The organism is Singulisphaera rosea, assembly GCF_054877945.1.
In genome coordinates this window covers 225638-248086 of the sequence record NZ_JBTYIP020000004.1, presented here as the reverse complement: position 1 = coordinate 248086, position 22449 = coordinate 225638, and the positions used below count along the sequence as shown (strand labels likewise).

The following is a 22449-nucleotide window of genomic DNA, read 5'->3' as shown; positions in this document are numbered from 1 at the left end:
CGGCTGGAAGCCATTTCGACCGTCGCCAGTTGGGGTGTTTTGTGCCGACGCCCATCGGGGCCGTCGGACTTTTCGTAAACTAGAAGAATCTTTGCACTTAGCTCAGTTTCAGGCTTCTTTTCGTGTCAGACGAATGGTACAAGTGCAAAGAGAGTGCCAGACGGAAAATGGCGTCCAAAAAAGTCGGTTTCTTCCCCGTTCGTCCGGGTGTGATTTCTGTAAGGTACTAGTAGGAATAGGGTTGTGAGATCTGCTCGATTTTTCGTTTCCGGACTGACGTTATTGAGTTCGATCCGCATGACTCCGAGGGCTGTCTGGGGATTGGGCTCTACTGACTCTTTTGTGGGCATAACGCTGTGGTTCAAGGAAATGGGAGCCTGGTCCTTCACGACGCGGGATTTCCCTTTGAGGCGGAGTACACGCTGAGGCTCTTTCCATTTCCCAAGATCCCTGGAAAAATCGGCAACATGAGTGAAGACGGCGAGATTGGTCTGCAGGGATATCTCGAGTTGAAGTCGGCGGCCTCCGCCTGGGAGGAACAAGGTCAGGAGGGCCCTTTGACGTGTTGGCTCGATCGCGAACTCGATGCCGAGGGGGTGCCGCAGACCCTACCGCTCAAGGCATGGGTGCCGGCGCTTTCCCTGCTTGCCGAGATCCGTCGACGTCGGCAAGGCGATTGGCCGGAACCGTTCGACGCGAGGATCGAGGGTTGGTTTCGCCAAACGCTTCGGTTCTCTCGGCCCGACGGGTCGACCGTCTTCGCCCCGGAAATCGGTGGAGAGAAGGCGCACGTGCGGGCTCTGTTCCGCTACTGGGCGGAGCATCTTTCCGACCCTGGCCTGGGGACCGTGGTCGACTGGTGGTTCCCGGTCCGGACGAAGCGACATTCTCCGCCGCCTCTACCGGCCGCCGCACAGGCGGATCGGCCGCTTGCGATGCTCCGAGCGGGGTGGTCGAGCCAGGGCGACTTCCTGGCGATCGACCATCGCTCCGGCGGCCCCTCGTCGAGCATGGAACTCTTCGGTGCCGGCCGAACCTGGCTGGGGCCGGATTGGGGATCGGGCCCCACGCCGAGTTCCGGCGCAGACCGAGCTCGGATGACTCGATGGGTGTCGAATTCGTCCGCCGACCTGGCGGAATGGAGCTTCCGCGCGGGGGAGACCAAGGTCCAGCGTTCGGCCCTCGTGCTCCGAGGGCGACGGATCGCCTTGATCTCCGACCTCGTGGAAGGTGCGGGATCGGACGCCGCGATGCGGGTCGCGCTTCCTTTGGGAATGGACGCCGATCCCCTCAAGGGCAACCGAGGGCTGGGACTCTCGGCCGCGAGGGGAAGGGCGTCGGCCCAGGCGTTTCCTCTGTGTCTTTCCTCACTCTCGGATCCGACCGAACCGGGTTCTTTCGACGTCGAGTCGAGGGAGCTTATCCTTCGGAGGAAGGCCGTAGGCAGGCGCGTCTGGCTCCCCCTGCTGATCTCCTGGGATCCACTCAGGGGCCGGAAGTCGGTGACCTGGCGGATGCTCACCGTCACCGAGAAGGCCAAGGTCTGCTCGTCGGACACGGCCGTCGCCGTGCGGATTACCTGGGGACGTCACGAGACACTGGTCATCTATCGAAGCTTCGGCCCGCCGACCTCCCGCGCGTTCCTTGGGCACCAGACGTCGGCGAGACTGCTCGTCGGCCTTTTCAATGAGCGCGGGGACATTACGCCGATCTTCACCGTCGATGAGTGAAATGGGCCCGATTTGGGCGTGCAGGATTTGTCACAAGACGAGGAGGATTCGCCACAAAGTCACAAAGGACACAAAGAAAAATTTTAAATAGTTAATAATTTGTTCTCTGGTATCCTTTGTGTTCTTAATGTGGTGAATCTTCCCCAACGTTTTACTGTAGATAGGGCGAGTTTCGGGGCAAGTCCTCAGCTTTTGGTCTGCCTCGGCATCGAGGCGATCGCCATGAGGGAGCCGAGGATGTACACGAGGGAGACGACGACGGTCAGGTAGCCGGTATGTTTGTGGGCGGTGACGATCTTCGGGGCGTGGCTGGCCGTGATCAGCATTCCGAGCGTGAGCTGGGTGATGATCAGGGCGGCGGCGATGAATCCGAGAATCACCAGGAAAGGTCTCATCGGGGCATTCTTCCTTCGAGCTTTCGAATGTCGTCGCGAGCGGCCGCGATGCGGCCGGGCCCTAGTCACCGACAAGGATAGTCGATCGACCTCCGATCGTCACCGAGGCGACGGGCGAAACGCTTGTCGCGATGCCCCAACGGATATCACACTCAAGCCATGGAAATCGACAGCGACCGCATTCGAGATAATCTTCAGCTCGTCCGATCCCGGATCGAAGAGTCGGCGCGACGCTCGGGACGCGACCCTGGCGCGGTCTCGCTCGTCGCCGTGACGAAGAAGAACCCCGTCGCCATGATCCGCCCGCTCGTCGCGCTCGGGGTGGTCGAACTCGGGGAGAACTACCCGCAGGAACTGTGGAGGAAGGTTGACGAACTGGTGGATGTCCCCGTGCGCTGGCACCTGATCGGCCACCTCCAAGGCAACAAGGCGAGGAAGACCCTGCCGATGGTCCGGATGATCCATTCGGTCGACTCCCTGAAGCTGCTTCGAGAGCTCGGACGCCTGGCGGCGGACATGGGAGGGGCGGAGCTCCCCGAGGTCTGCCTCCAGGTGAACACCTCGGGCGAGGCGGCCAAGCACGGCTGGTCACCAGAGACGGTCCTGGAGGAAGCGGAGGCGATCGCCGAGGTTCGGGGTCTACCCGTCGTCGGCCTCATGACCATGGCGGCCTTCGATACGGACGCGACGACGGCCCGACCGTCGTTCACCCGGCTCCGCACGCTTCGCGACGAGCTCCGGGCCCGGACGGGGCTCGCGCTCGACCATCTCTCGATGGGGATGTCGAACGACTACGAGACGGCGATCGAAGAGGGGGCGACCCTGGTCCGCATCGGTTCGGCCCTGTTCGAGGGGGTTACCCCGTGATCGTCCTGACCCCCAACGCTCGGGGGATCGTCCTCAATGTCCGCGCCCAACCGGGCGCGAAGCGGGACGCCGTGCTCGGCGAACGGGCCGGGGCGCTGCGAGTCGCCGTCTCGGCAGCCCCCGAGAAGGGCAAGGCGAATGCGGCGATCCAGGGAGTGCTCGCCGAGGTCCTGGGATGCCGGTCGTCGGAGATCACGCTCCTCAGCGGGGAGACCTCGCGCGACAAACGGTTCCTGATCACGGGGATGACCGCCGACGAGCTCCAGGCCCGGATCGGCCGACGACTCGATCCCTCGGGCGATTCCTCGCGAGGCCCCGAGGGCACCGCGTCGAAAAAACGGTAGAATCGAGCCGGGGAGCCGTTCGGGCTCCGGTCGGCGGCTCCGCTCCGGGGTGTCCCCTTCGTCGGGTCAGGCTCCTCATCGCGGTTTGTCAAGAAAATCGAGATATGGCGAACTATCCAGAAGAGTTGACGATGGTCCCCTGGTCGGGCCCGCCCGCCTCGTCTCGGGTGAAGGTCCCGGGCTCGAAGAGCCTGACCAACCGCGCCTTGATCGTGGCCGCGATGTCGGAAGGCTCGAGTACGCTCACGGGGGCACTCGACAGCGACGACACCCGCGTCATGGTCGACTCCTTGAAGCGACTGGGGATCGAGGTCGAGCACGACGTCGAGTCGGCCACGATCCGGATCCGGGGGTGTACGGGGAAGGTCCCAGCCCCAGAGGCCGAGTTGTTCGTGGCCAATTCCGGCACGAGCCTCCGATTCCTGACGGCGATGGTGGCGACGGGGCAGGGGACCTACCGACTCGACGGCACGGCTCGGATGCGGCAGCGGCCCGTCCAGGACCTCCTCTCGGCCCTCAACGGGCTCGGGGCCGAAGCCAAGAGCGACCTCGGGACGGGCTGTCCGCCGGTGACCGTGAAGGCCAGCTACCTCGACGGCGGCTATGCGTTCGTCAAGGGGGACGTCTCGAGCCAGTTCCTCAGCGGGCTGCTCATGGCGTTGCCCTACTCGCGCGACACGACGACGGTCGAGGTGCAAGGGACCCTCGTCTCAGTCCCGTATGTCACGATGACGACGGCGGTTATGGAAGCGTTCGGGGTGCGGATCTCGAACCGAAAGAATCGGCGGTTCGACATCCGGCCCGCCCGCTACGTCGGTCGCCCCTACGCGATCGAGCCGGATGCCTCGGCGGCGAGCTACATGTTCGCCCTCGCCGCCGTCACCGGGGGGACGATCACGGTCGAAGGGCTCGGGACCGACAGCGTGCAGGGGGACGTCGGCTTCGTCGACATCCTCGAGCACATGGGCTGCACGGTCGTCCGCGAGCGGAACGCGACGACCGTGACCGGCGGCCCGCTCCGGGGCGTGGACGTCGACATGAACGCGATCAGTGACACGGTCATGACCCTGGCCGTCGTCGCCCTCTTCGCCCAGGGAATCACCCGGATCCGCAACGTCGCCCACATCCGTCACAAGGAGACCGACCGCATCGCCGCCCTGGCGACGGAACTCCGGAAGTTCGGGGCGACGGTCGAGGAGCATCCCGACGGCCTGATCATCTTCCCTAGCGGGACGATCACCCCCGCTCGCATCGCAACCTACGACGACCATCGCATGGCGATGTCATTCGCCCTCGCCGGGGTGAAGGCCGAAGGGGTCACCATCCTCGACCCCGGTTGCGTGGCCAAGACCTACCCTGGATTCTGGGACGACCTCGGCAAGCTCGCCCCTTGATGCCCCTTGCCGCGAGGGCCTGTCGGGCGACCTCTCGCCAGGTCGGAGTGAACTCTTCGGCCCGGTTGCGGGTCATCTCTTGCGGATCCTTGACGCTTTCCCGTGAGGGGCGTTAAGGTGAACCCGCGAACAAAGATCCTCGTGGCTCATGTCGCGAAATCGGTGCTCACGTTGGAGGGTCAGGAAAGCCAGCAACGTGTGATCCGTCGTATTCCCTAGTGTGGGCACCGCCCACCGTCATCAGGAAAGGCTGGTGGGCGGTGCCCACCCTACTTGATGACCTGGCAACGATCTCGCGACATGAGCCAACCTGGTGTTTAAGAGAAGACCGGGTTTCAAGATACGTTCTTACCCCTTTCCCCGACGGCGGCCGAAGACGCGACGACCATGCTGAAACGGACACATACCTGCGGCGTATTGACTCAAGACCACGTCGGGCAAACCGTCACCTTGAACGGCTGGGTCGACGCCTGGCGCGACTTCGGCGGCCTCGTCTTCATCGATATCCGCGACCGCTACGGCCTGACGCAATGCGTCTTCGAGCCTGAGGTCGGCGAGGCCCTTCAGGCCGCGGCCCGCGAGTTGCGCAGCGAGTATGTTGTTGCCATTCGAGGTGAGGTGGCCAAGCGCCTCCCCGGTAAGGAAAACCCGAAGCTCAAGACCGGCGCGATCGAGGTCCGAGCCAAGGAGCTCGAGGTCTTCAACGCGACCCCGACGCCGCCGTTCGAGATCCAGGGGGCCGAGGCCAACGAAGAGCTCCGCCTCAAATATCGCTACCTGGACCTCCGTCGGCCGGCGATGCAGTCGATCTTCATCCTTCGCGACCGCATGGCACAATTGATGAGGATGTCGCTGTCGGGGCAGGGTTTCCTCGAGGTTGAGACGCCGATCCTGGGACGAAGCACCCCCGAAGGGGCCCGCGACTTCCTCGTCCCGAGCCGCGTCCACGACGGCCACTTCTACGCCTTGCCCCAGTCGCCGCAGCTTTATAAGCAAGTGCTTATGGTTGCGGGCTTCGATCGGTACTACCAGATCGCTCGCTGCTTCCGCGACGAGGACCTTCGCGCCAACCGCCAGCCCGAGTTCACGCAGCTCGACGTCGAGATGTCGTTCGTCGAGGATCAGGACGTGATGACGACCATGGAACCCCTGGTCGCCGCCCTGGCCAAGGAGTTCACGGGCGAGACCCTCTCCCAGCCGTTCCCCAGGCTCGACTACCACGACGTGATGGAGCGGTACGGCAACGACCGGCCCGACCTCCGGTACGGCGTCGAGCTCAAGGACCTCGCCGACCTCGCCCCCGAGACCGAGTTCAAGGTCTTCCACCAGGCCAAGGAGCTCGGCCTTCGGATCCGAGGGCTCTGCGCCCCCGGCGGCGGGCTGAAGTACAGCCGGAAAGACCTCGACGGCCTGACTGAGTTCGCCGGGACCTTCGGCGCCAAGGGCCTTGTGTGGCTCAAGGTCGAGGCCGACACCATGACCGGCCCGACCGCCAAGTTCTTCCCGCCGGCCGTCCAGGCCAGCCTCCGCGAGCGGTTCTCCGCCGTCGCGGGAGACCTGATCCTGGTCGTCGCCGACAGCCAGGCGGTGACGAGCCAGGCCCTGACGAACCTCCGATCCCGGCTCGCGGCCGAGCTGAAGCTCTACGACCCGAAGTCGTATCACTACTCCTGGGTGATCCGCTTCCCCCTCCTCGCCTGGGACGCCGAGGAACAGCGCTACGTCGCCGAACACCACCCCTTCACCATGCCTTTGCCCGAAGATCTCCACCTGCTGAAGACCGACCCGGCCAAGGTCCGCGCCCAGGCCTATGACCTGGTCGTCAACGGCGAAGAGTGCGGCGGCGGGACGATCCGGTGCCACGACCCGATCGTCCAGGCCGAGATCTTCGGGCTCCTCGGACTGTCCCCCGAGCAGGCCGAAGAAAAGTTCGGGTTCTTGCTCGGTGCCCTCAAGAACGGTGCCCCGCCCCACGGCGGAATCGCCCTCGGCGTCGACCGCCTGGTCATGCTCTACGCCGGCCTGACCAACATCCGCGACTGCATCGCCTTCCCCAAGACCGCCAAGGGCAGTGACCTGATGACCGGTGCGCCGGGGACGGTGGATGCCCGACAACTCCGAGATTTGCGGATTCGGATCGTGGAATAAAGAGGATTCACCACAAAGGACACAAAGAAAGTGAGCGGGTTGAAGTTCAACTCGCTCTTCTTTCTTTGTGTCAAATTGTCTTTGATTGTTGATTTGATGATGTTAGGTTTTCTGAGAAAAGCTAACTCGAGCACATTGTTTCAAATTACTTGCTTGCTGTTTCTACTTTGTGTCCTTTGTGCCTTTGTGGTGAATCCCTCCTTCTCCCGCTACCCCAACAATCCCCAAATCGTTAATCCAAGCTCCCCCAGCAGGATAATGATGATCAGCACTTCGCCCACCAGGCTTTGAAATCCTAGTAACCGATCTACCATCGATTCGTAGCTCGCTTCGACGGCCTCGGCACGTTCGTCGATTCGTTCGCACCAGGCGTCGAGACGGAGTTTCTCGGCCAGGACTTCGAAGGTCTGGGCGGAGCCGACCGTGGAACTAAAGGAAAGGCTGTCGGTGAGCGGCCCGGCGTAGTGGGGTAGGTTGAGGTGGAGTCGTCGGATCGCGGCCGCGTTGTCGACGAGCTGTCGGCGAACCTGGAGCGTTCTCAGGCCGGGCATCACGGCGTGTCTAAGGTCGTCTCGTGCTTGTTCGGTCAATCGGTCGAGCTCTCGATCGATGGCGAGGAACCTCCAGTAGACGCCGAGTGCCAGGAGGACGGCTTCGCCCTGCGCGGCCCAGGCCGAGTCCGATGCAGAGATCAACGCTCCGGCCGCACTCACCTTTAGGAGCAACTCGCCGACCTCGGGACTGGGGGACTTGAGCCTCACGGTTTGCTCGGGGCGTTGGGGAAGTAACGTCTCCAGAACTGGGGTCGACCTGTTCTTGAACGATTCTTGGGTCGGGGCAAAGTCGATGGCGAAGGCCACGACGGGCTCTGGGGAGAGGGGATGAGCCGTCGTGAACCAGAACCCCAGGGCCGAAGCGAAGCCAGGCCGTGGCAGACCGTTCGCGAGGGCCCCCGTCGATTCGAAACGTTGCACGGATATTGACCCGGCCAGTTGATCGATATCGATCGCCCGCGCATGTCCGTTCGCATGGACAGCCGTGAGTAAGGAGCTCACCCCAGGGGCGTTGTCTTTCATCCGCGACGCCCCCGAGGCCGATGTCGATCCACCGATGGGGTTAGAGGGAGCAGAGCCCGGCGAGGTCGCGGATGGCGGCCTGGGCGACGGGGCTCGGGCAGGACCAGACGAGGAAGAAGAGGGCCTGTCTCGCCCAGCGCTGGGCAGGGTCGGAGCGAAGGAAGCCACTCCCTTTGCGAGCCGTGAGGTAGGCCTGAGTGGTCCGCAAGGCAAGGGCGTTGGCCTGGCCTCGGACGTGGCCCGGCGAGTGGGCGCCGGGGAGCCCTTCGGCGGTGGCCGTCAGATCCTGCCAGAGCTGGGTCCAGGCCTCTGTCATGGCTTCAACCGGCTCTCCGAGGTCCTCGCGGCGAGGGAGCTCCGCGGTGAGCATGTCGAGGGCGGCACGTGCCTGCCCGAGGGCCAGGGCCGAAGTCTCGAGGCCCCCGGTTCCGGCCGAGCCCGGGGTCGTGAGGACGTCGGCGGACGGCCCGGCCAGGAGGTCGGTGTCGGAGATCAAAACACCGTCGCAGGTGATCTCCGACGTACACGAGGCCTGGAGGGCGGCGAGCTCGAAAGGGGGCTGGACGGAGAATCCCGGCCTGTCCTTCGGCAAGGCGATCAGGAGTTGCCGGCCATCCTCGAGGACAGCCCCGACCACGACGACGTCGGCCTTGATCGCGCCGGTGACCCAGGGGATGGCCCCGTCGAGACGGTACTGCCCCAGGCCGGCCTCGACGGCGAGGAGGGCCTGGGCTCCATGCCGGCGCGAGGTCGTCAGTTGGGAGAGCCCGACCGTGGTGAAGGCTCGGCCGGCGGTGATCTCGGCGAGCCAATGATCGGCGCAGGGGCGAGGGGCGTTCACGAGGAGACGGCGGACTCCAGCGTCGTGCTGGGAGAGGATGAACGCGGCCGTCAGGCTGCCCGAGGCCACCCGGGCGTAATACTCGAGCAAGGCCGACCGGGCGAGTCCCAGGCCGCCGAGTTCCCGAGGCAGCACCCAGTGGGTCGCACGGGCCTCGACGAGGATCGACCAGAGTCCCGACGGCCAACCGCCAGCCTCGTCGGCCGCCCCGTCGGCCTCCGCCAGGCGCTCGACCAGACGTGCCAACCGCTCATCGCTCCCCGTCGCGGGCCACGGGAAAAAACTCGGAGGAGTCATGCTCATCATGGTAGTCTGACTCAATCACGGGACCTCGGCAATAGGATCGACGCGAAGGTACACGCCGCATGCCCGCTCCGTACTGCTACGACTATCCCCGGCCGGCCGCGACGGTCGATCTCGCCGTCTTCGCGCTGGTGGACGATCAACTCCGCGTCCTCCTGATCCAACGCAAGCACGACCCGTTCGCCGGGCTTTGGGCGTTTCCCGGCGGGTTCCTCGAGATCGACGAGCCGATCGAAGACGGGGCACGTCGCGAGCTCCGAGAAGAAACCGGATTCGACGCCTCGGGTCCGATCACCTTCCTCGGAGTCTTCGGCACTCCCGGCCGCGACCCGAGGGGCCGCACGATCAGTTTCGTCTTCGGCGCAGCCGTTCGAGGCCCTTTACCCTCCGTGCTCGGTGGCGACGACGCCTCTCATGCCTCCTGGATCGATCCCAAAGAAGTCCCGCCCCTGGCCTTCGATCACGACGAGATCCTCGCCAAGGCGCTCGAGTGGGTTTCGAAGGCCGTCGAGGAAGGGCCGATCGGCCTGGCGCTTCTCCCGCTCGAGTTCGGCGACGAGGACGTCAAACGCCTCTTTCGGAGCCTGGGCAAGCCGACCCGCCTCGCCTACATCTGGCGAGACCGGCGTCTCAAGGCCGGGCAGATCCTCGTCGATGCCGGGGATGGCAAACGCTATCGCTCGAAACTCTCCTGAAACTCGAGCCGATCACGCCCTGCTATCGTCGCTCTAATGCGGCGTTGCGAGCGAACAATCACAAGCCCGAAGCGTAAACGAGTGAATCTTCTTTGATTCGCTGTAAGACAATTCACTCGCTTGCGCTTCGGGCTTGTAAAGCAGCGGATCAGGCTGAGAGGTCGGCCTCGCAGACGATCTCGAAGCCCATCGCGTGGAGGGCCGTGCCGGCCTGCTCGATGTTGTCGACGTGCATGGCGACCGCGCAACGGCCGTGGGGATGGATGATGAGCGGGTAGGCGTAATAAATGTTGATCTCGGCCTGGAGCAAGGCCGTGCAGAGGTCGGCCAGGGAGTTCGGTCCGGCGGCGAGCTCCGCGACGAGGAGCTCGTTCTCGGCGAACGCGAGCTTGTGGAGGGCGAGGATTTCCCGGCCCTGCTCGGGGTGGCTTAGGATGAGGCGAATGATCGAGCAGTCGGCGGAATCGGAGATCATCAAGCCGACGATCTTGACCTTCGATCCATGAAAGGCCCGAGTGACTTCGCGCAGTTGACCGACCCGGTTCTCCAGGAACACGGAGAACTGGGCGATCGACGGCCAGTTGCGGCCGTGCATCGTTTCGAAGTCGACCTCGCTCCCACCAGCCTCGCCAAAACTCATAAACGAGCCTCGTTCGGTCCTCGGTGCGGGGCGGGTTAGTTACCTCAAACCTCACCGAAGTTTAATGCTCGAAACCAGGACGGTCAATGGCCCGCGCCTTGCCGCCTGTCCTGATCTTCGGGTCGTAGCGACGGATACGAAGAGGATCGAGGGCGAGGTCCCATCGAGAGACACCGTCCCTTCGGATCCTCGATTGAGGGGCTGGACAGCCAGGCCGGCCGCGTCGGCAAACCGGATTCCAAGAACAGTGCCAGGCGACGAGGAGGATTGGAGCCTGTTTCGAAACCCGGTGTTTTCTTAAAACCGGGTTCCTGTGCCAGTTGACCACGACAACCCCCGGGCAAGGTTGTCGGCGAGACCTCGGGATCCCTTCCGCTTGTCGGCGTTGAGTGGGCCAGAAACCCGGTGTTTTCTTGAACACCGGGTTTCGGAACCCGCGCTCAACCCCCTTGAGAGGCGGTTGTCGTCGCGGCGGTCTTGGCGGCGTCGTTCGCTTTTTTCTCGAGGGCGAGAGCGTCGGCCTCGGCCTTCAACGACTGGACCTTGGCGGTGGCAGCGTCGATGGCGGGCTTGTTGTCGGCGAGGGCCTTGTCCGCGGCCGCCTTGGCCGCGGTGGCCTGGTCGGCCTCGGTTTTGCGGGTCGTGGCCAGAGCCGTCGCGGCCTTGAGCGCGGCGTCGAGGTCGTTGAGTGCCTTTGTGGCAACACCCTTGTCCGCGGCCGCTTTCTGGGCCGCGGCCTGGGCCGCAGCGAGGGCGGTGGTTGATGCGACGACCTGGGCTTGGGCGGTCTCCACGGCCTTGAGGGCCACTCCCTTTTCGGCCTTCGTCCTGTCCACGATCATCTGGGCGGCGAGTTGCAAGGCGGTCGCGGATTCGATCAGACCCTTGAGCTCGGCCGCGCGAGTTGTGTGGGCTGCGAGGTCGGCGGCACCCTTCTCTGCGGTGGCCTTGTCGGCCGACTTGGCGGCATTCGAAGCCTCGACGACGAGCTTGTCCTCGGAGGCCTTGTCGGCCTGGAGCGTGGTCAGGTTGGCCTTGAGGGCGGTCGTGGCGTCGACCGCACCTTTCTCGGCGGACGTCTTCTCGATCGCGGCCGTTTCGGCGGCGGTCTTCGCCACGGCGGCCTGGTTTGCCTGGGCGATAGCCGGGGGGACCGCCTGCTCGGCGGCCTCTATCCGCTTCAAGGTCGCGGCGGCGTTCTGGCTCTCCGTCGTCCGCTGAGTGACCGCGGCCTGGGCGGCGGTCAGGGCCGCCTGGGCAGAGGCGAGTGCGGCCGCTTTCTCGGCGCCCGCGGCGATCAGCGGGGCAAACTTCGTCGACTCGGCCTCGGCGGCGGCCAGGGCCTGGGTCGTCTGCGCGAGCCTCGTGGCGATCGGCGCGGGGTTGGCGGAGAGGTTCGCCAGCCGATTCCCCTGGGCGAGCCCGAACGCCCGGACTTCGCCCGACCAGTCGCCCGCGATCACCTCGGCGGCGTCGTGGGTGAACACGGCATCGAGGGCCAGGTCGTTGAAGGGCTCAAAATCGCGCTGCTTGCCGCCGTTCTGGTCCCAAAGTCGGGCGACGCGGTCGCGACCGGTCGTGACGAGCCGGCCGTCCTGCGCGAATCGGACCGAGGCGGTGCCGCCGCCGTGGGCTCCCCAGTTCTTGATCTGCGAGCCGTTCTCCATCTCCCAGAGGCGGACGGTCCCGTCTTCGCTCGAGGAGGCAAGGACGTTCGAGTCGAGCCGCCAACTGAGGTCGGTGATCGCCAGGGTGTGCCCGCGGAGGTCGAAGTACTCGCGACCCGTGTGGGCTTCCCAGACGACGAGGCCGTTGTTCCGGTCGCCCGACGCGAGGAGGACGCCGTCCGGGCTGAACTCGATGGCCGTGACCCACTCGGTATGCTTCTTCGACTCGTACACGAGCTGGCCGTCGGCCGTGCTGTAGACGCGGAGGATCTTGCTCGGACCGCCGAGGGCGACGAGGCCGTGGTCGGGGCTGATGTCGGCCGCGAGGACCGCGTCATACTCCTTGCCGATCTCGAAGGCCCGCTTGCCCGTTTTGACGTCCCAGACGACGGCGAGGCCCGACTGGCCCCCTCGCCCGCCCCCCGCGAGGAGGAGTCCGCCGTTGCGGCTGAACTTGAGGACGTTGATCGTCCCCTCGGGGAACGGCAAGACGCCGGCCAGGTGATTGTTCGTGGTGTTATAGAGCAGGACCTGCTTATGTCCGGCGACCGCGACGAGGGGAGCCCAGGGACTGCTCGCGATCGCAAGCACCGCGTTCGGCCGGGGGGCGACGACGACGGGCTCGGTCGAGAGGTTCTCGGGCATCGCGGGCGGGCCGACCGGCTTGCCCGCGGCGTTCGGGTCCAGCTTGAACTCGAACTTCGGCTTCGCCTTGACCATGGCCAGGCTGCCGGCCGCCTCGAGCGCTCCGCCTTCGATCCACTGCTTGATGACCTCGATCTCCGCGTCGGGGATCCTCGGCGAGTTCGGGGGCATCTTCGGCTCTTCTTTGTGCGTGATCAGGCTGAAGAGCGTGCTCCCGTCGACGTCGCCCGGCTCGACGACCTTGCCCGAGCCTCCGCCTTGCATCGTGCCGCCGAAGGTCTCGAGGTTGAGGCCCCCCTTCTGCTTGTCGGCGTTGTGGCACGAGTTGCAGCGGCTCTTGAAGACCGCCGAGACCTGGTCCTGGAACGTGACCTTCGCCTTGGCGTCTGCGGCCAGGGACGCGCGGTCGACGCCCAAGGTCCAGGCCAGGATACCCGAAGCGATCACGCCGATCAGTTTCGCACGCATATACGCAGGCCTCGCGAGGGATCGCGGCCGAGGCGGTTAGCCCCGTCCGGACGGGCAGGTGTGTCGGGGTGGTCTGGTCGAACGCGGTTCAGGAAGGGCCGTGGAGCGGGGCCGCGCGACAGTCGTCGTCACGCAGCCCCGAGGGGAGATCAATGGTTGAACAGGAATTCACGACTATTGAGCAAGGCCCAGAAGATGTCGTCGAGGGCCTGCTTCTGGTTCGACCCTTCGGCGAGGGCCGGGGCGAGCTTCTCGATCTCCGACTTGGTCGGTTCGCGTGAGAGAGTGCGAATGTAAAGCTCGATGATCCGTTCTTCGGGGAACTTCTTGTTCGCGATCAGCTTGGGGATCAGCCCCCCTTGCTGGATCTTGGCGTTCACGGTGTCGCCGTTGAGCAGGTGGAGGGCCTGGGAGAGGGTCGGCTCCATCTTCACCTCGCATGAGCAGACGGTCTCGCGAGTCGCCCGACCGAAGGTCGTGAGGAAGTAGGTCGAGCTCGTCCCGTCGGCGATCTGCACCGCGCGGGCGCCGAGCGGGAGCCCCTGGAACTTGTCCTTGGTGTCGGTCACCGTGCTGATGGCATCGAGGAGGTTCTCGGCCTTGATCCGCCGCAGGTTCGCGTGGGCGAAGTTCCGCTCGTCTTCCTGGTTACTCTCGTTCCGCTGCGTCGATCGCTGGTAGGTCTTCGAGTTGCAGATGTCGCGGACGAGGGCCTTCAGGTCATACTTCGAGGCCGTGAACCGTTTGCCGAGCTCCTCGAGCAGCTCGGGGTTCGAGGCGGGGTTGCTGACTCGGAAGTCGTCGATCGGCTCGACGATCCCGGCGCCCATGAAGTGGGCCCAGACTCGGTTGGCGAACGAGGTCGCGAACCAGGGGTTCTGCGGCGAGGCGAGCCACTTGCCGAGGACGACGCGGCGGTCCTTGCCCGCGACGTCGGGGGCGTCACCGCCCAGGAATTTGGGCTTCATCACGGCGCCACCAACCGGGTGGTTCATCTCGCCGCCGCCCGAGTTGAAGAAGATGATCTCGCGATAATCCTCCCCTTGCTTCCGGCCGATCTGCGAGAAGAACGCCGCGAACCCGTAGTAGTCGTTCTGGGTCCAGCGGTCGAATGGGTGGTTGTGGCACTGGGCGCACTGGATCCGCATGCCCATGAAGACCTGGGCGACGTTCTCGGAGAGGGCGAGGGTCTCGGGGGCCCCGAGGTAGAAGTTGGTCGCCGGGTTCTTGAACGAGCCGCCGTTGGCGCCGAGGATCTCCTGGACCATCTCGTCCATCGGCGTGTTCTTAGAGAGCTTCTCGACGAGCCAGTTGTAGTACAGGAACATCGCCTTCTGGCTGACGTTCTTCGTGGCGTCGGTCCGCACCTGGAGCAGCTCGGCCCACTTGTTGACCCAGAGCTCGGAGAACTCCTTGCGGCCGAGCAACTCGTCGATCAGCTTCGCCCGCTTGTCGGGGGCCGTCGACGACATGAAGCGTTGGTAGTCCTCGATGGTCGGTGGCAGGCCGATCACGTCGAAGTAGGCGCGACGGAGGAACGTCGTGTCGTCGCAGATACCGGAAGGTCCGATTCGGAGTTTGCGGAGTTTATCCGCGACGAGCTTGTCGACGAAGCTGGCCTCGGGCTCCTGCGGATACTCGAATTTGAGGCCCTTGGGGAGCACGATCATCTGCGAGCCGACGGTGAACGTCTCGAAGCGGGCCATGACGAAGGCCTCGCCTCGGCTCCCGGCCGTCACGAGGCCATCGGAGTTGACCGCGGCCGACCCTTCGTTGTTCGTGAGGAAGACGCAGAGCCGGGTCACGTCGCGGTCGCTACCGTCGGAGTATCGGGCGCGGGCGGTCATCTGCTGGGTGGCCCCTTGGCCGTCGAGCACGCCTTGCTTCGGATAGAGGTCGACGCCGACGACCTTCGGGAGCTTGCTGGCGTCGTCGTTCGGGGCGCCGGATTCGATCCAGGTCTGGATCGTCTTGTACATCTCGCTGTCGGCCTCGAACCGCTTGCCGCCCGTGTGCTGCACCGCACCGATCGACTTCTCGAGGAGCGTGCTGTCGGCGGGCACGGCGAGGTTGACTCGGCGGCCGACCATCTCGCGGGTGAGGCGGAAGTGGTCGCCGTCGGGGTCGAAGCCGAAGAGCGAGAGCCGGAAGCCGTCCTTGCCTCGAGCGGCCCCGTGGCAGCTCCCCGTGTTGCAGCCGGCCTTCATGAAGACGGGCATGATGTCGAGCCGGAAACTGAACGGAGGCCGGGCGGTCGCCTGGGCGACCTTCAACGGCATGGTCAGTGTCTGACCGCCGAAGGCGACCGCAACCGTCGACTCACCGTCTGCGGCCGGGTAGAAGGTCGAACCCTCGCGCTTGACTAGCGCCGGGTTGGTGACGGTCAGCGTCGCATCCTTGGTCACGTCGCGAGTGATGCCGTCGGCGTAAGTGGCCTGGACGACCACCGACTGGCGATCGGCCGCCGTGGTCAAGTTGATGTCGGCGGGGAAGACTTCGACCTTCGCCAAAGCCGGCCCGTCGGCCTTCCCGGACTGCGCCAGGCCGAGCAGGGCGACCACGGCGAGGGAATATCGAACGAGTCTCGCGGTCATCGAGTTCGATCCTTCAAGGGGCGTGGGACGCACGCGGGCTGGGGGTCGAAACGTTTTCTCTATGTGGTTCATTTGCCGGCCTGAGCCTGGGCTTGGGCCCGTTCTTTCGCCTCGAGCCGGAGCTTCTCAAGCCGGCTGAGCGGCTTGGCTGGGGCCGCGGTCGGCGGAGGTGCGGCGGCGGCCACCGGCATCGGCGCAGGGGCGGGCGCGTTGGCCTTGGGCGGGAGCGGCACGTCGATCCGCAACTGGCCCGTCCCGATGTTGTGGACGATCGGTTCGCCGTTCTGGGTCACGATGACCTGGCAGAACAGGCTCGCGTGGTTGCCGGCGGGGGAGACCTTGTCGGTCTTGATCTTGAAGAGGAGGTTCGTGGAGTCCTTCGTGATCTTCAGCACGTCGGTCGTGACCTTGTTGGGCAGGCCGAGCAAGGTCACGGTCGCCTCACCGGGGAAGTCGACGGCCTTGGCGACCGTGACCGCCATGTCGACCTCTTTCCCTTGCTCGACGCTCGCGGCCTGGTAGGCGAAGCCGACGTAGGGTGCGGCGATGGTGAGCTTGGCGAGCTGGGACGAGACCATGATCGGTCCCGTCGGTCCGCCCGAGTAGCCGTTGACCACGATCTTCCAGGTCCGCAGCTCGGCGCCTCCGTCCGCGTTCATCGGGATCAGGGCCTCGTTCTGCTTCTCAGGGATCGCGATGCTTCCCGAAGAGCCGACGCCTGGAGGATTCCAGGGCAGGGAGACCGAGATCGCCGCGGTGAACCCGGGTTTGCGGGTAGCGACGACCTTCAGGTTCATCGAGCCGCCTCGGACCATCGGAACCTTGGGCTCGACGATCTCGATGGAGTAGGGGGCTTCGTCGGTCACGACGACAGGGAGCGTGTCGACGGTCCGGGTCCAGAGCGAAAGCCCGGCGTTCTGCGGGTTCAGCACATATTCGATGTTGTTCGCGAATTCCGATGTTACCTTGACGTTCGGGTCGACCGGCTTTCCCTGGAGGCCCATCAGGGTCCCGGCGAGGGGGGCGTCGGCCTTTGCCGAGAAGAGGACCGGGAAGGTGGCGATGCTCGCCGACATCGTGTCGGCCTCCATCGTAACCCCGGCGGGGAGATTCGAGGGGGTGAAGTTCAACTCGCCGCCGAAGTCGGCGCGGCTGGCGTTCACGAGGATCGCCTGGCGGTTCCCCTTCGGAACGGCGATGGCCATGATCCCCGTCCCGCGGGCCACCGACTCCGGCGGGACGCTCAACGCCAGTCGGGGTTCGACCGGGCTGACCTCGATCCTATAGGCGTAGTCAGGCCCCCCTTTGGAGAGCTGGTCGACGATCCAGATCGCGTACTCGCCGTCATTCGGCGCCGAGAACCGGAAGTAGCTGTCGGGCCCGGTGCTGTCGTCGCTCCCGAGCAGGGCTCCGCCATTCCTCGGCCCAAGATACATGACCGAGTCGAGCGGCGACCGCAGGCTCCTCGCGAAGACCTTGACGTCGAACGTTTGCCCCTTGGTCGCCTTGAAGACGAAGTTGTCGACATCCCCGGGCTTGCCGATCACCCCGTTGAGGGCCATCGGGGCCGTGAACGGGGTCGCGGTCGGCTGCGTGTCATTCGGCTCAACCTCGACGACGTTCCCGAAAGGCGAGAGTCGGAAGACGTTCGGATGGGGAGCGATCCCCTTGTCGTCCTGGGCGACGACCCCATAGTCGCGGATGGGTGTCGCCGGTAGGGTGACCTTGGTGGTGGTGTCGCCCGCGACGTCACCGACCCATTTCACGTCGACGGCCTCGCCGATCTTGCCGCCGCCGGGGATCGTCCCGGTCGGCCTCGGGAAGTTCCCGACGTGGAGCCGGTAGAGGCAGGCGCCGTTGCCGGCGTAGGCACTCTCGCGTACCTGGATGATGTACTTGCCGTCTTCGGGGGCGATGACCGACGCCTCGCCGTCCATCCAGATCAGGGCCGAGTCATCGCTCGATGCGAGCTCGAAGCGCTTCGCGTTCATGATCGCGACGTAAGGGTCGAAGAACGTGATCCCGAGCCGGATCCCCTCGACTTCGGCCGAGATCCGCTCCCCCTTCTTCGCGTCGACGACGTAGTAGTCGACGTCCTCGTTGTCCGCGATCCCGTTGACGGTCGAGTTCATCGCGATCACCTGGGGGACGGCGAAGTCGTTGTTCGGCTCGACCTCCGAGACCTCCTTGAGGCCCCCCACGCTGAAGCTCCTCGACTCGCTCAGGCCGGTCGCCGAGCGGAGCCGGAGGTCGACCAGGCCAAGCGGGCAGTCGGGGGCGATCTTGAAGGTTGCCTTCACCGCACCGTCGTTGACCACCTCGAGCTTGGAGACCGTGATCCCGGGCCGGTAGAAGAGGATTTCCTTGGCGTCGGTGAGCCGGGCGCCCCCGAGCGTGACCTCGAGTTCAGTCCCGCGTTGGCCGCCCATCGGGCGGAGCGAGGAGAGGCTCGGGGACGAGGCCAGGGCGTCCGAGCCGATCATGCCGAGAGCCAGCGCCAGCGTCGCGAACGCAACGGCGAGGCGCCGCGACCGGATTGCGATTCGATCAGCCATGGGATTAGAGATCATCCAAAGGGAGGGTCGTGGGGAGACGATGCCGGGCGTGTTCCGGGGCGAGCAGGGGGGAGTGGCCCGCCCGTCTGCATGGGACAGACGGGCGGGAGGACTCCGAGCTTCGGGGCGATCAGGCGAGCAGTTCGTTGCGGACCTTACCGCCATCGACGATTTCGATGGGCCGGTTGCCCGGGGCCATCAGCTCCTTGTCGGCGACGATGCCGAGCTGGTGGTAGACGGTCGTTGCGAGATCCTCGGGGCCGATCGGGTCGCGCTCGGGCTCGGTGGCCGTCGCGTTGGAGGCACCGTGGACGTAGCCTCGCTTGAACCCGCCGCCCGCGAGCACGACGCTGAAGACCTTCGGCCAGTGGTCGCGGCCCGCGTCCTTGTTGATCTTCGGGGTCCGGCCGAACTCGCTCGAGACCATGACGATGGTCCGATCGAGGAGGCCGGTCCTGGAGAGGTCGTTGATGAGGGCGGCGTAGGCTTGGTCGAAGGCGGGCATCTGGCTCCGCATGCCGGCCGCGATCCCCGTGTGGAGGTCCCAGCCGCCGTATTGCAAGCAGACGAGCCGGACGCCCGCGGCGACCAATCGTCGGGCCATCAGCATCCGCTGGCCGGCCGTGTTGCGGCCATACTCATCGCGGATCGCGGCGGGCTCGGCGTTGATGTCGAACGCCTCGCGGGCCTTCTGCGAGCTGATCAGGCTGTAGGCCCGCTGATAGAAGGTGTCCATCGCGGCCAGGCCGTCGCTCTTTTCCTTGTGCGCGAAGTAGTCGTTGACCGAGTCGAGGATGTTGCGCCGGGTGGCGAACCGCGACTCGTCGATCCCGCCGGGCAGATTCAGATCTTGGACTCGGAACCCGCCGTCGGCCGGGTCGCTGCCGAGGCTGAACGGCGAGAACGAGGAGCTCAGGTAGCCGGTCCCCGCGTAAACGTTCGGGATGCTCGGGACGCAAACGTAAGGCGGCAGGTTGTTCTTCGGGCCGTACTCGTGCGAGACCACGCTGCCGAAGCTCGGGTACTGGAGCGCCGGGCTCGGGCGGTAACCCGTGAACATGTTGTGCGTGCCGCGCTCGTGGGCCGCCTCGCCGTGCGTCATCGAGCGGATGACCGTCAGCTTGTCGGCGACCTGGGCGGTCTTCGCCAGCGTCTCGGAGAACGGCTCGCCTTCGATCTTGGTGGCGACGTGCGAGAGTTCGCCGCGATACTCGATCGGGGCGAACGGCTTCGGGTCGAAGGTCTCCTGGTGGGCGATACCGCCGGGCAGGAAGATGTGGATGACCGAGTCGGCCTTCGCGGCGATCGGGGCGTAGTTCTTTAGCTCGGCGCGTGCCTTGAGCTGGAAGTAGTTGCCCAACGAGAGGCCGAACCCCATGGTGCCGACCGTCAGGAATCCTCGACGACCCATCGATTGCCGCGAATGACCTTCAGACATCGAAACGTCTCCTTCGGGAGAATGGATCGGATTGGCTTACCGAAAGTCCCTGGCCTGCCCGCCACATCGCTCAAAAGGCCGGACGCACGACGCGTGTCATGCCCGATCCCGAACGCGGAGGCGAGTTTGCGGAATCAAATCGCCGAGACATTCGGGTTGGCTGGTTGGTTGGACCTTCGACCCTCGGGAGGGCTTCCGGTTTCCTGGGCAAGACAGCGGGCGGGGGTCACACGTCCATGCAGCTACGCAGGTCGGCATGGGGCGATTTAGAAGGATTGTGCTGCGAATGTTCAACAAGACGCCGAGACTATGCCTCTATACGGTCGCGTGAGGACATCCCGTTGGCGCTTTTTTTCAAGATCCCTGAGATTCCAGAATCGATTGATCCTGAACGCCTTTGGACAATTTTTAGCAAACCGTGTTCCGTAGTCGTTGGACATTTCGTGACGGTCATGCGACGTCCTGCCTCGATGCTGGCCAACCGCGGGCGGCCGCGATAAAGTCGGTGACGTTGGAGACATTCGACCAGCACCCGCTCATCCCTGAGTCCGGGATCTACCCGAGGAACTGCGAGAATGAGGATGATTTCCTTCGGATCACGATTTGGGTCGGTCCTGGCGGGCCTCTTCGCGTTGGGGGTGGTGATGGGAATGCAGGTCCAGGGCGCCGAGGGGGCTCGGGATGCTCACTCGTTCGGGAATCCCGAGCAGGTGCGCGTGAAGCGGGTCGAGCTCGACCTGACCGCGGATTTCACAGGGAAGACGCTGCGAGGGACCGCGACCCTCGACTTCGAGAGACAGCCGGGGTGTCCCGCCGACGCCCCGCTCGACCTTGATACCTGGGGACTCGCGATCGAACGGGTCGAGGCGATCATGGGCGGTTCGACGTCCGCGGAGACCCCCTTCGAACTCGGGGCTCCGGCGGGCGCACTCCCGATCCTGGGTTCGAGGCTGAGGATCATCCTCCCTCCTTCGGCGACGCGCGTCCGGATCACCTACCGAACGGCCGAGAAGGCGGGGGCGTTGCAGTGGCTCGACCCGCCGCGGACTGCGGGCAAGAAGCAGCCGTTCCTGTTCACGCAGTCGCAGGCGATCCACGCCCGGTCGTGGATCCCCGTGCAGGACTCGCCGGGAGTTCGGATCACCTACGGCGCGACGATTCATACCCCCAAAGGCCTCAAGGCCGCGATGAGCGCCGATCACCTGCCGAGCGACGAGGCTGAGGGGCTCTATCGCTTCGACATGCCCCAACCGATCCCCGCCTACCTTATCGCGCTGGCCGTGGGAGATCTCGCTTTCCGGCCGCTCGGGCCGAGGACCGGCGTCTATGCCGAGCCTTCGATGATCGAGGCCTGTGCCAACGAGTTCGCCGACACCGAGAAGATGGTCGAGGCGGCCGAACGTCGCTACGGCCCTTATCGCTGGGGACGCTACGACATCCTCGTCCTGCCGCCCAGCTTTCCCTTCGGCGGCATGGAGAACCCCAAGCTGACGTTCGCCACGCCGACGATCCTGGCCGGGGACCGCTCGCTGATCGCCCTCGTCGCCCACGAGCTTGCCCATTCGTGGTCTGGAAACCTCGTGACGAACGCGACCTGGCGTGACTTCTGGCTGAACGAGGGCTTCACCACCTACCTCGAGCGCCGGATCGTCGAGGACATCTACGGGCGTGACCGCGCGAAGATGGAAGAGGTCCTGGGGTTGAAGGACCTACGGGCCCAACTGAAAGACTTCGCCCCTCGCGACCAGATCCTCCACATCAACCTCGAAGGGCGCGACCCGGACGAAGGGATGACGGGAGTGCCTTACGAGAAGGGGGCCTTCTTGCTGCGGACGCTCGAGGAGGCGTTCGGTCGGCAGCGGTTCGACGAATTCCTGCGCGGCTACTTCGACCACTTCGCCTTCCAGAGCATCACGACGGACATGTTCGAGGCCTACCTCCGTCGCCACCTTTTCCCCTTCGACGAACGGGCCGCCTCGCGCATCAACCTCCACGCCTGGCTCGAAGAGCCGGGCCTGCCGGCCGACCTCCCCGAGCCGAAATCCGAGAAGCTCGCGATCGTCGCGCAGAAGGCTCGGGACTGGGCGAACGACGCCTTGCCGGTCGGTCGAATCGAAACTCAAGGGTGGTCGACTCACGAGTGGCTGGAGTTTCTCCAGACGCTCCCGCTCGAATTGCCAACCGAAAAGATGGAAGAGCTCGACCGCGCCTTTGCGCTAACGGCCTCGGGCAACTCCGAGGTCGCCGAGACCTGGCTGCTCATGGCGATCCGCAACCACTATTCGCCCGCCGACGCCAGGCTCGAGTCATTTCTCACGACCATCGGGCGGCGGAAGTTCTTGATGCCACTCTACGGCGAGTTGAAGAAGACGCCGGAAGGCAAGGCCCGGGCGAAGGCCATCTATGAGAAAGCACGGCCGTTCTATCACCCGATTACCGTGGACTCGGTGGATCGTCTGCTTGGCAAGGGCTGAGTGTCAGCCTCGAAACCTGATCTCTCTGAATAATCGGGTTTCTGAGGCAGGAGACATCGACATCCCACGAGGGGTTGTCGGCGTTGAAGGGGCGGAAGCCCAAATGTCTCATGGAGCGAGGGCGGTGTCAGGGCCTTCAAGCCGGGTATGCACCGTCCTCCGGTCTTTCCCGGTA

Annotated in this window: 15 protein-coding genes; 7 read left to right on the top strand and 8 right to left on the bottom strand. The window is 65.0% G+C overall.

What is annotated here, in order from left to right; all coding sequences use genetic code 11:
• The first annotated feature begins 467 nt into the window (after nucleotides 1-467).
• Nucleotides 468-1730, top strand: a complete 1263-nt coding sequence (locus ACYOEI_RS10055) for a hypothetical protein (RefSeq protein ID WP_462849310.1) — start codon at nucleotides 468-470, stop codon at nucleotides 1728-1730.
• A gap of 185 nt (nucleotides 1731-1915) precedes the next feature.
• Here the strand turns inward: ACYOEI_RS10055 and ACYOEI_RS10050 are convergent, their stop codons facing one another.
• Complete coding sequence (locus ACYOEI_RS10050; RefSeq protein ID WP_462849309.1) at nucleotides 1916-2125, bottom strand: hypothetical protein; 210 nt, start codon at nucleotides 2123-2125, stop codon at nucleotides 1916-1918.
• A 159-nt stretch (nucleotides 2126-2284) separates the two neighbouring features.
• Here ACYOEI_RS10050 and ACYOEI_RS10045 point away from each other — a divergent pair, with 159 nt between their 5' ends.
• The 4 genes from ACYOEI_RS10045 to aspS all read left to right on the top strand — a co-directional run bounded on the left by ACYOEI_RS10045 (nucleotide 2285) and on the right by aspS (nucleotide 6878).
• Complete coding sequence (locus tag ACYOEI_RS10045) at nucleotides 2285-2992, top strand: YggS family pyridoxal phosphate-dependent enzyme (RefSeq protein ID WP_462849308.1); 708 nt, start codon at nucleotides 2285-2287, stop codon at nucleotides 2990-2992.
• A complete protein-coding gene (locus ACYOEI_RS10040; RefSeq protein WP_462849306.1) occupies nucleotides 2989-3336 on the top strand; it encodes a DUF167 domain-containing protein in 348 nt (115 codons plus the stop codon). Before ACYOEI_RS10045 ends, ACYOEI_RS10040 begins: the two co-directional genes overlap by 4 nt.
• Before the next feature lie 104 nt (nucleotides 3337-3440).
• The gene (gene aroA, locus ACYOEI_RS10035; RefSeq protein WP_462849305.1) at nucleotides 3441-4730 is read left to right on the top strand and encodes a 3-phosphoshikimate 1-carboxyvinyltransferase; all 1290 of its coding nucleotides are present in this window, start codon (nucleotides 3441-3443) and stop codon (nucleotides 4728-4730) included.
• A 387-nt stretch (nucleotides 4731-5117) separates the two neighbouring features.
• A complete protein-coding gene (aspS, locus tag ACYOEI_RS10030) occupies nucleotides 5118-6878 on the top strand; it encodes an aspartate--tRNA ligase (protein WP_462849304.1) in 1761 nt (586 codons plus the stop codon).
• A gap of 209 nt (nucleotides 6879-7087) precedes the next feature.
• Here the strand turns inward: aspS and ACYOEI_RS10025 are convergent, their stop codons facing one another.
• Nucleotides 7088-7852 carry a hypothetical protein gene (locus tag ACYOEI_RS10025; RefSeq protein WP_462849303.1) on the bottom strand — a complete coding sequence of 255 codons (765 nt, stop codon included), beginning with the start codon at nucleotides 7850-7852 and terminating at the stop codon, nucleotides 7088-7090.
• A gap of 142 nt (nucleotides 7853-7994) precedes the next feature.
• Nucleotides 7995-9041: an acyl-CoA dehydrogenase gene (locus ACYOEI_RS10020; protein ID WP_462849302.1), complete on the bottom strand. Its 1047-nt coding sequence runs from the start codon at nucleotides 9039-9041 to the stop codon at nucleotides 7995-7997.
• A gap of 119 nt (nucleotides 9042-9160) precedes the next feature.
• Between ACYOEI_RS10020 and ACYOEI_RS10015 the strand changes: the two genes are divergently transcribed.
• Entirely contained in the window at nucleotides 9161-9793 is a 633-nt protein-coding gene (locus ACYOEI_RS10015; RefSeq protein ID WP_462849301.1) for an NUDIX domain-containing protein, read from the top strand.
• Between the two features lie 148 nt (nucleotides 9794-9941).
• On the opposite strand, the gene ACYOEI_RS10010 is transcribed toward ACYOEI_RS10015, so the two are convergent.
• The 5 genes from ACYOEI_RS10010 to ACYOEI_RS09990 form a co-directional block, all read right to left on the bottom strand.
• Entirely contained in the window at nucleotides 9942-10433 is a 492-nt protein-coding gene (locus ACYOEI_RS10010; protein ID WP_462849300.1) for an acetolactate synthase, read from the bottom strand.
• Between the two features lie 440 nt (nucleotides 10434-10873).
• Nucleotides 10874-13213 (bottom strand): c-type cytochrome domain-containing protein, encoded by a 2340-nt coding sequence (locus ACYOEI_RS10005; protein ID WP_462849299.1) that lies wholly within the window; start codon nucleotides 13211-13213, stop codon nucleotides 10874-10876.
• A 149-nt stretch (nucleotides 13214-13362) separates the two neighbouring features.
• Entirely contained in the window at nucleotides 13363-15807 is a 2445-nt protein-coding gene (locus ACYOEI_RS10000) for a DUF1549 domain-containing protein (protein ID WP_462849298.1), read from the bottom strand.
• A 68-nt stretch (nucleotides 15808-15875) separates the two neighbouring features.
• A complete protein-coding gene (locus ACYOEI_RS09995) occupies nucleotides 15876-18362 on the bottom strand; it encodes a PPC domain-containing protein (RefSeq protein WP_462849297.1) in 2487 nt (828 codons plus the stop codon).
• 130 nt (nucleotides 18363-18492) lie between these two features.
• Nucleotides 18493-19800 (bottom strand): DUF1501 domain-containing protein, encoded by a 1308-nt coding sequence (locus ACYOEI_RS09990; protein ID WP_462849296.1) that lies wholly within the window; start codon nucleotides 19798-19800, stop codon nucleotides 18493-18495.
• Nucleotides 19801-20375: 575 nt separating this feature from the next.
• On the opposite strand from ACYOEI_RS09990, the gene ACYOEI_RS09985 reads away from it, so the two are divergent.
• Nucleotides 20376-22274, top strand: a complete 1899-nt coding sequence (locus ACYOEI_RS09985) for a M1 family metallopeptidase (RefSeq protein ID WP_462849295.1) — start codon at nucleotides 20376-20378, stop codon at nucleotides 22272-22274.
• The last annotated feature ends 175 nt before the right edge of the window (nucleotides 22275-22449 follow it).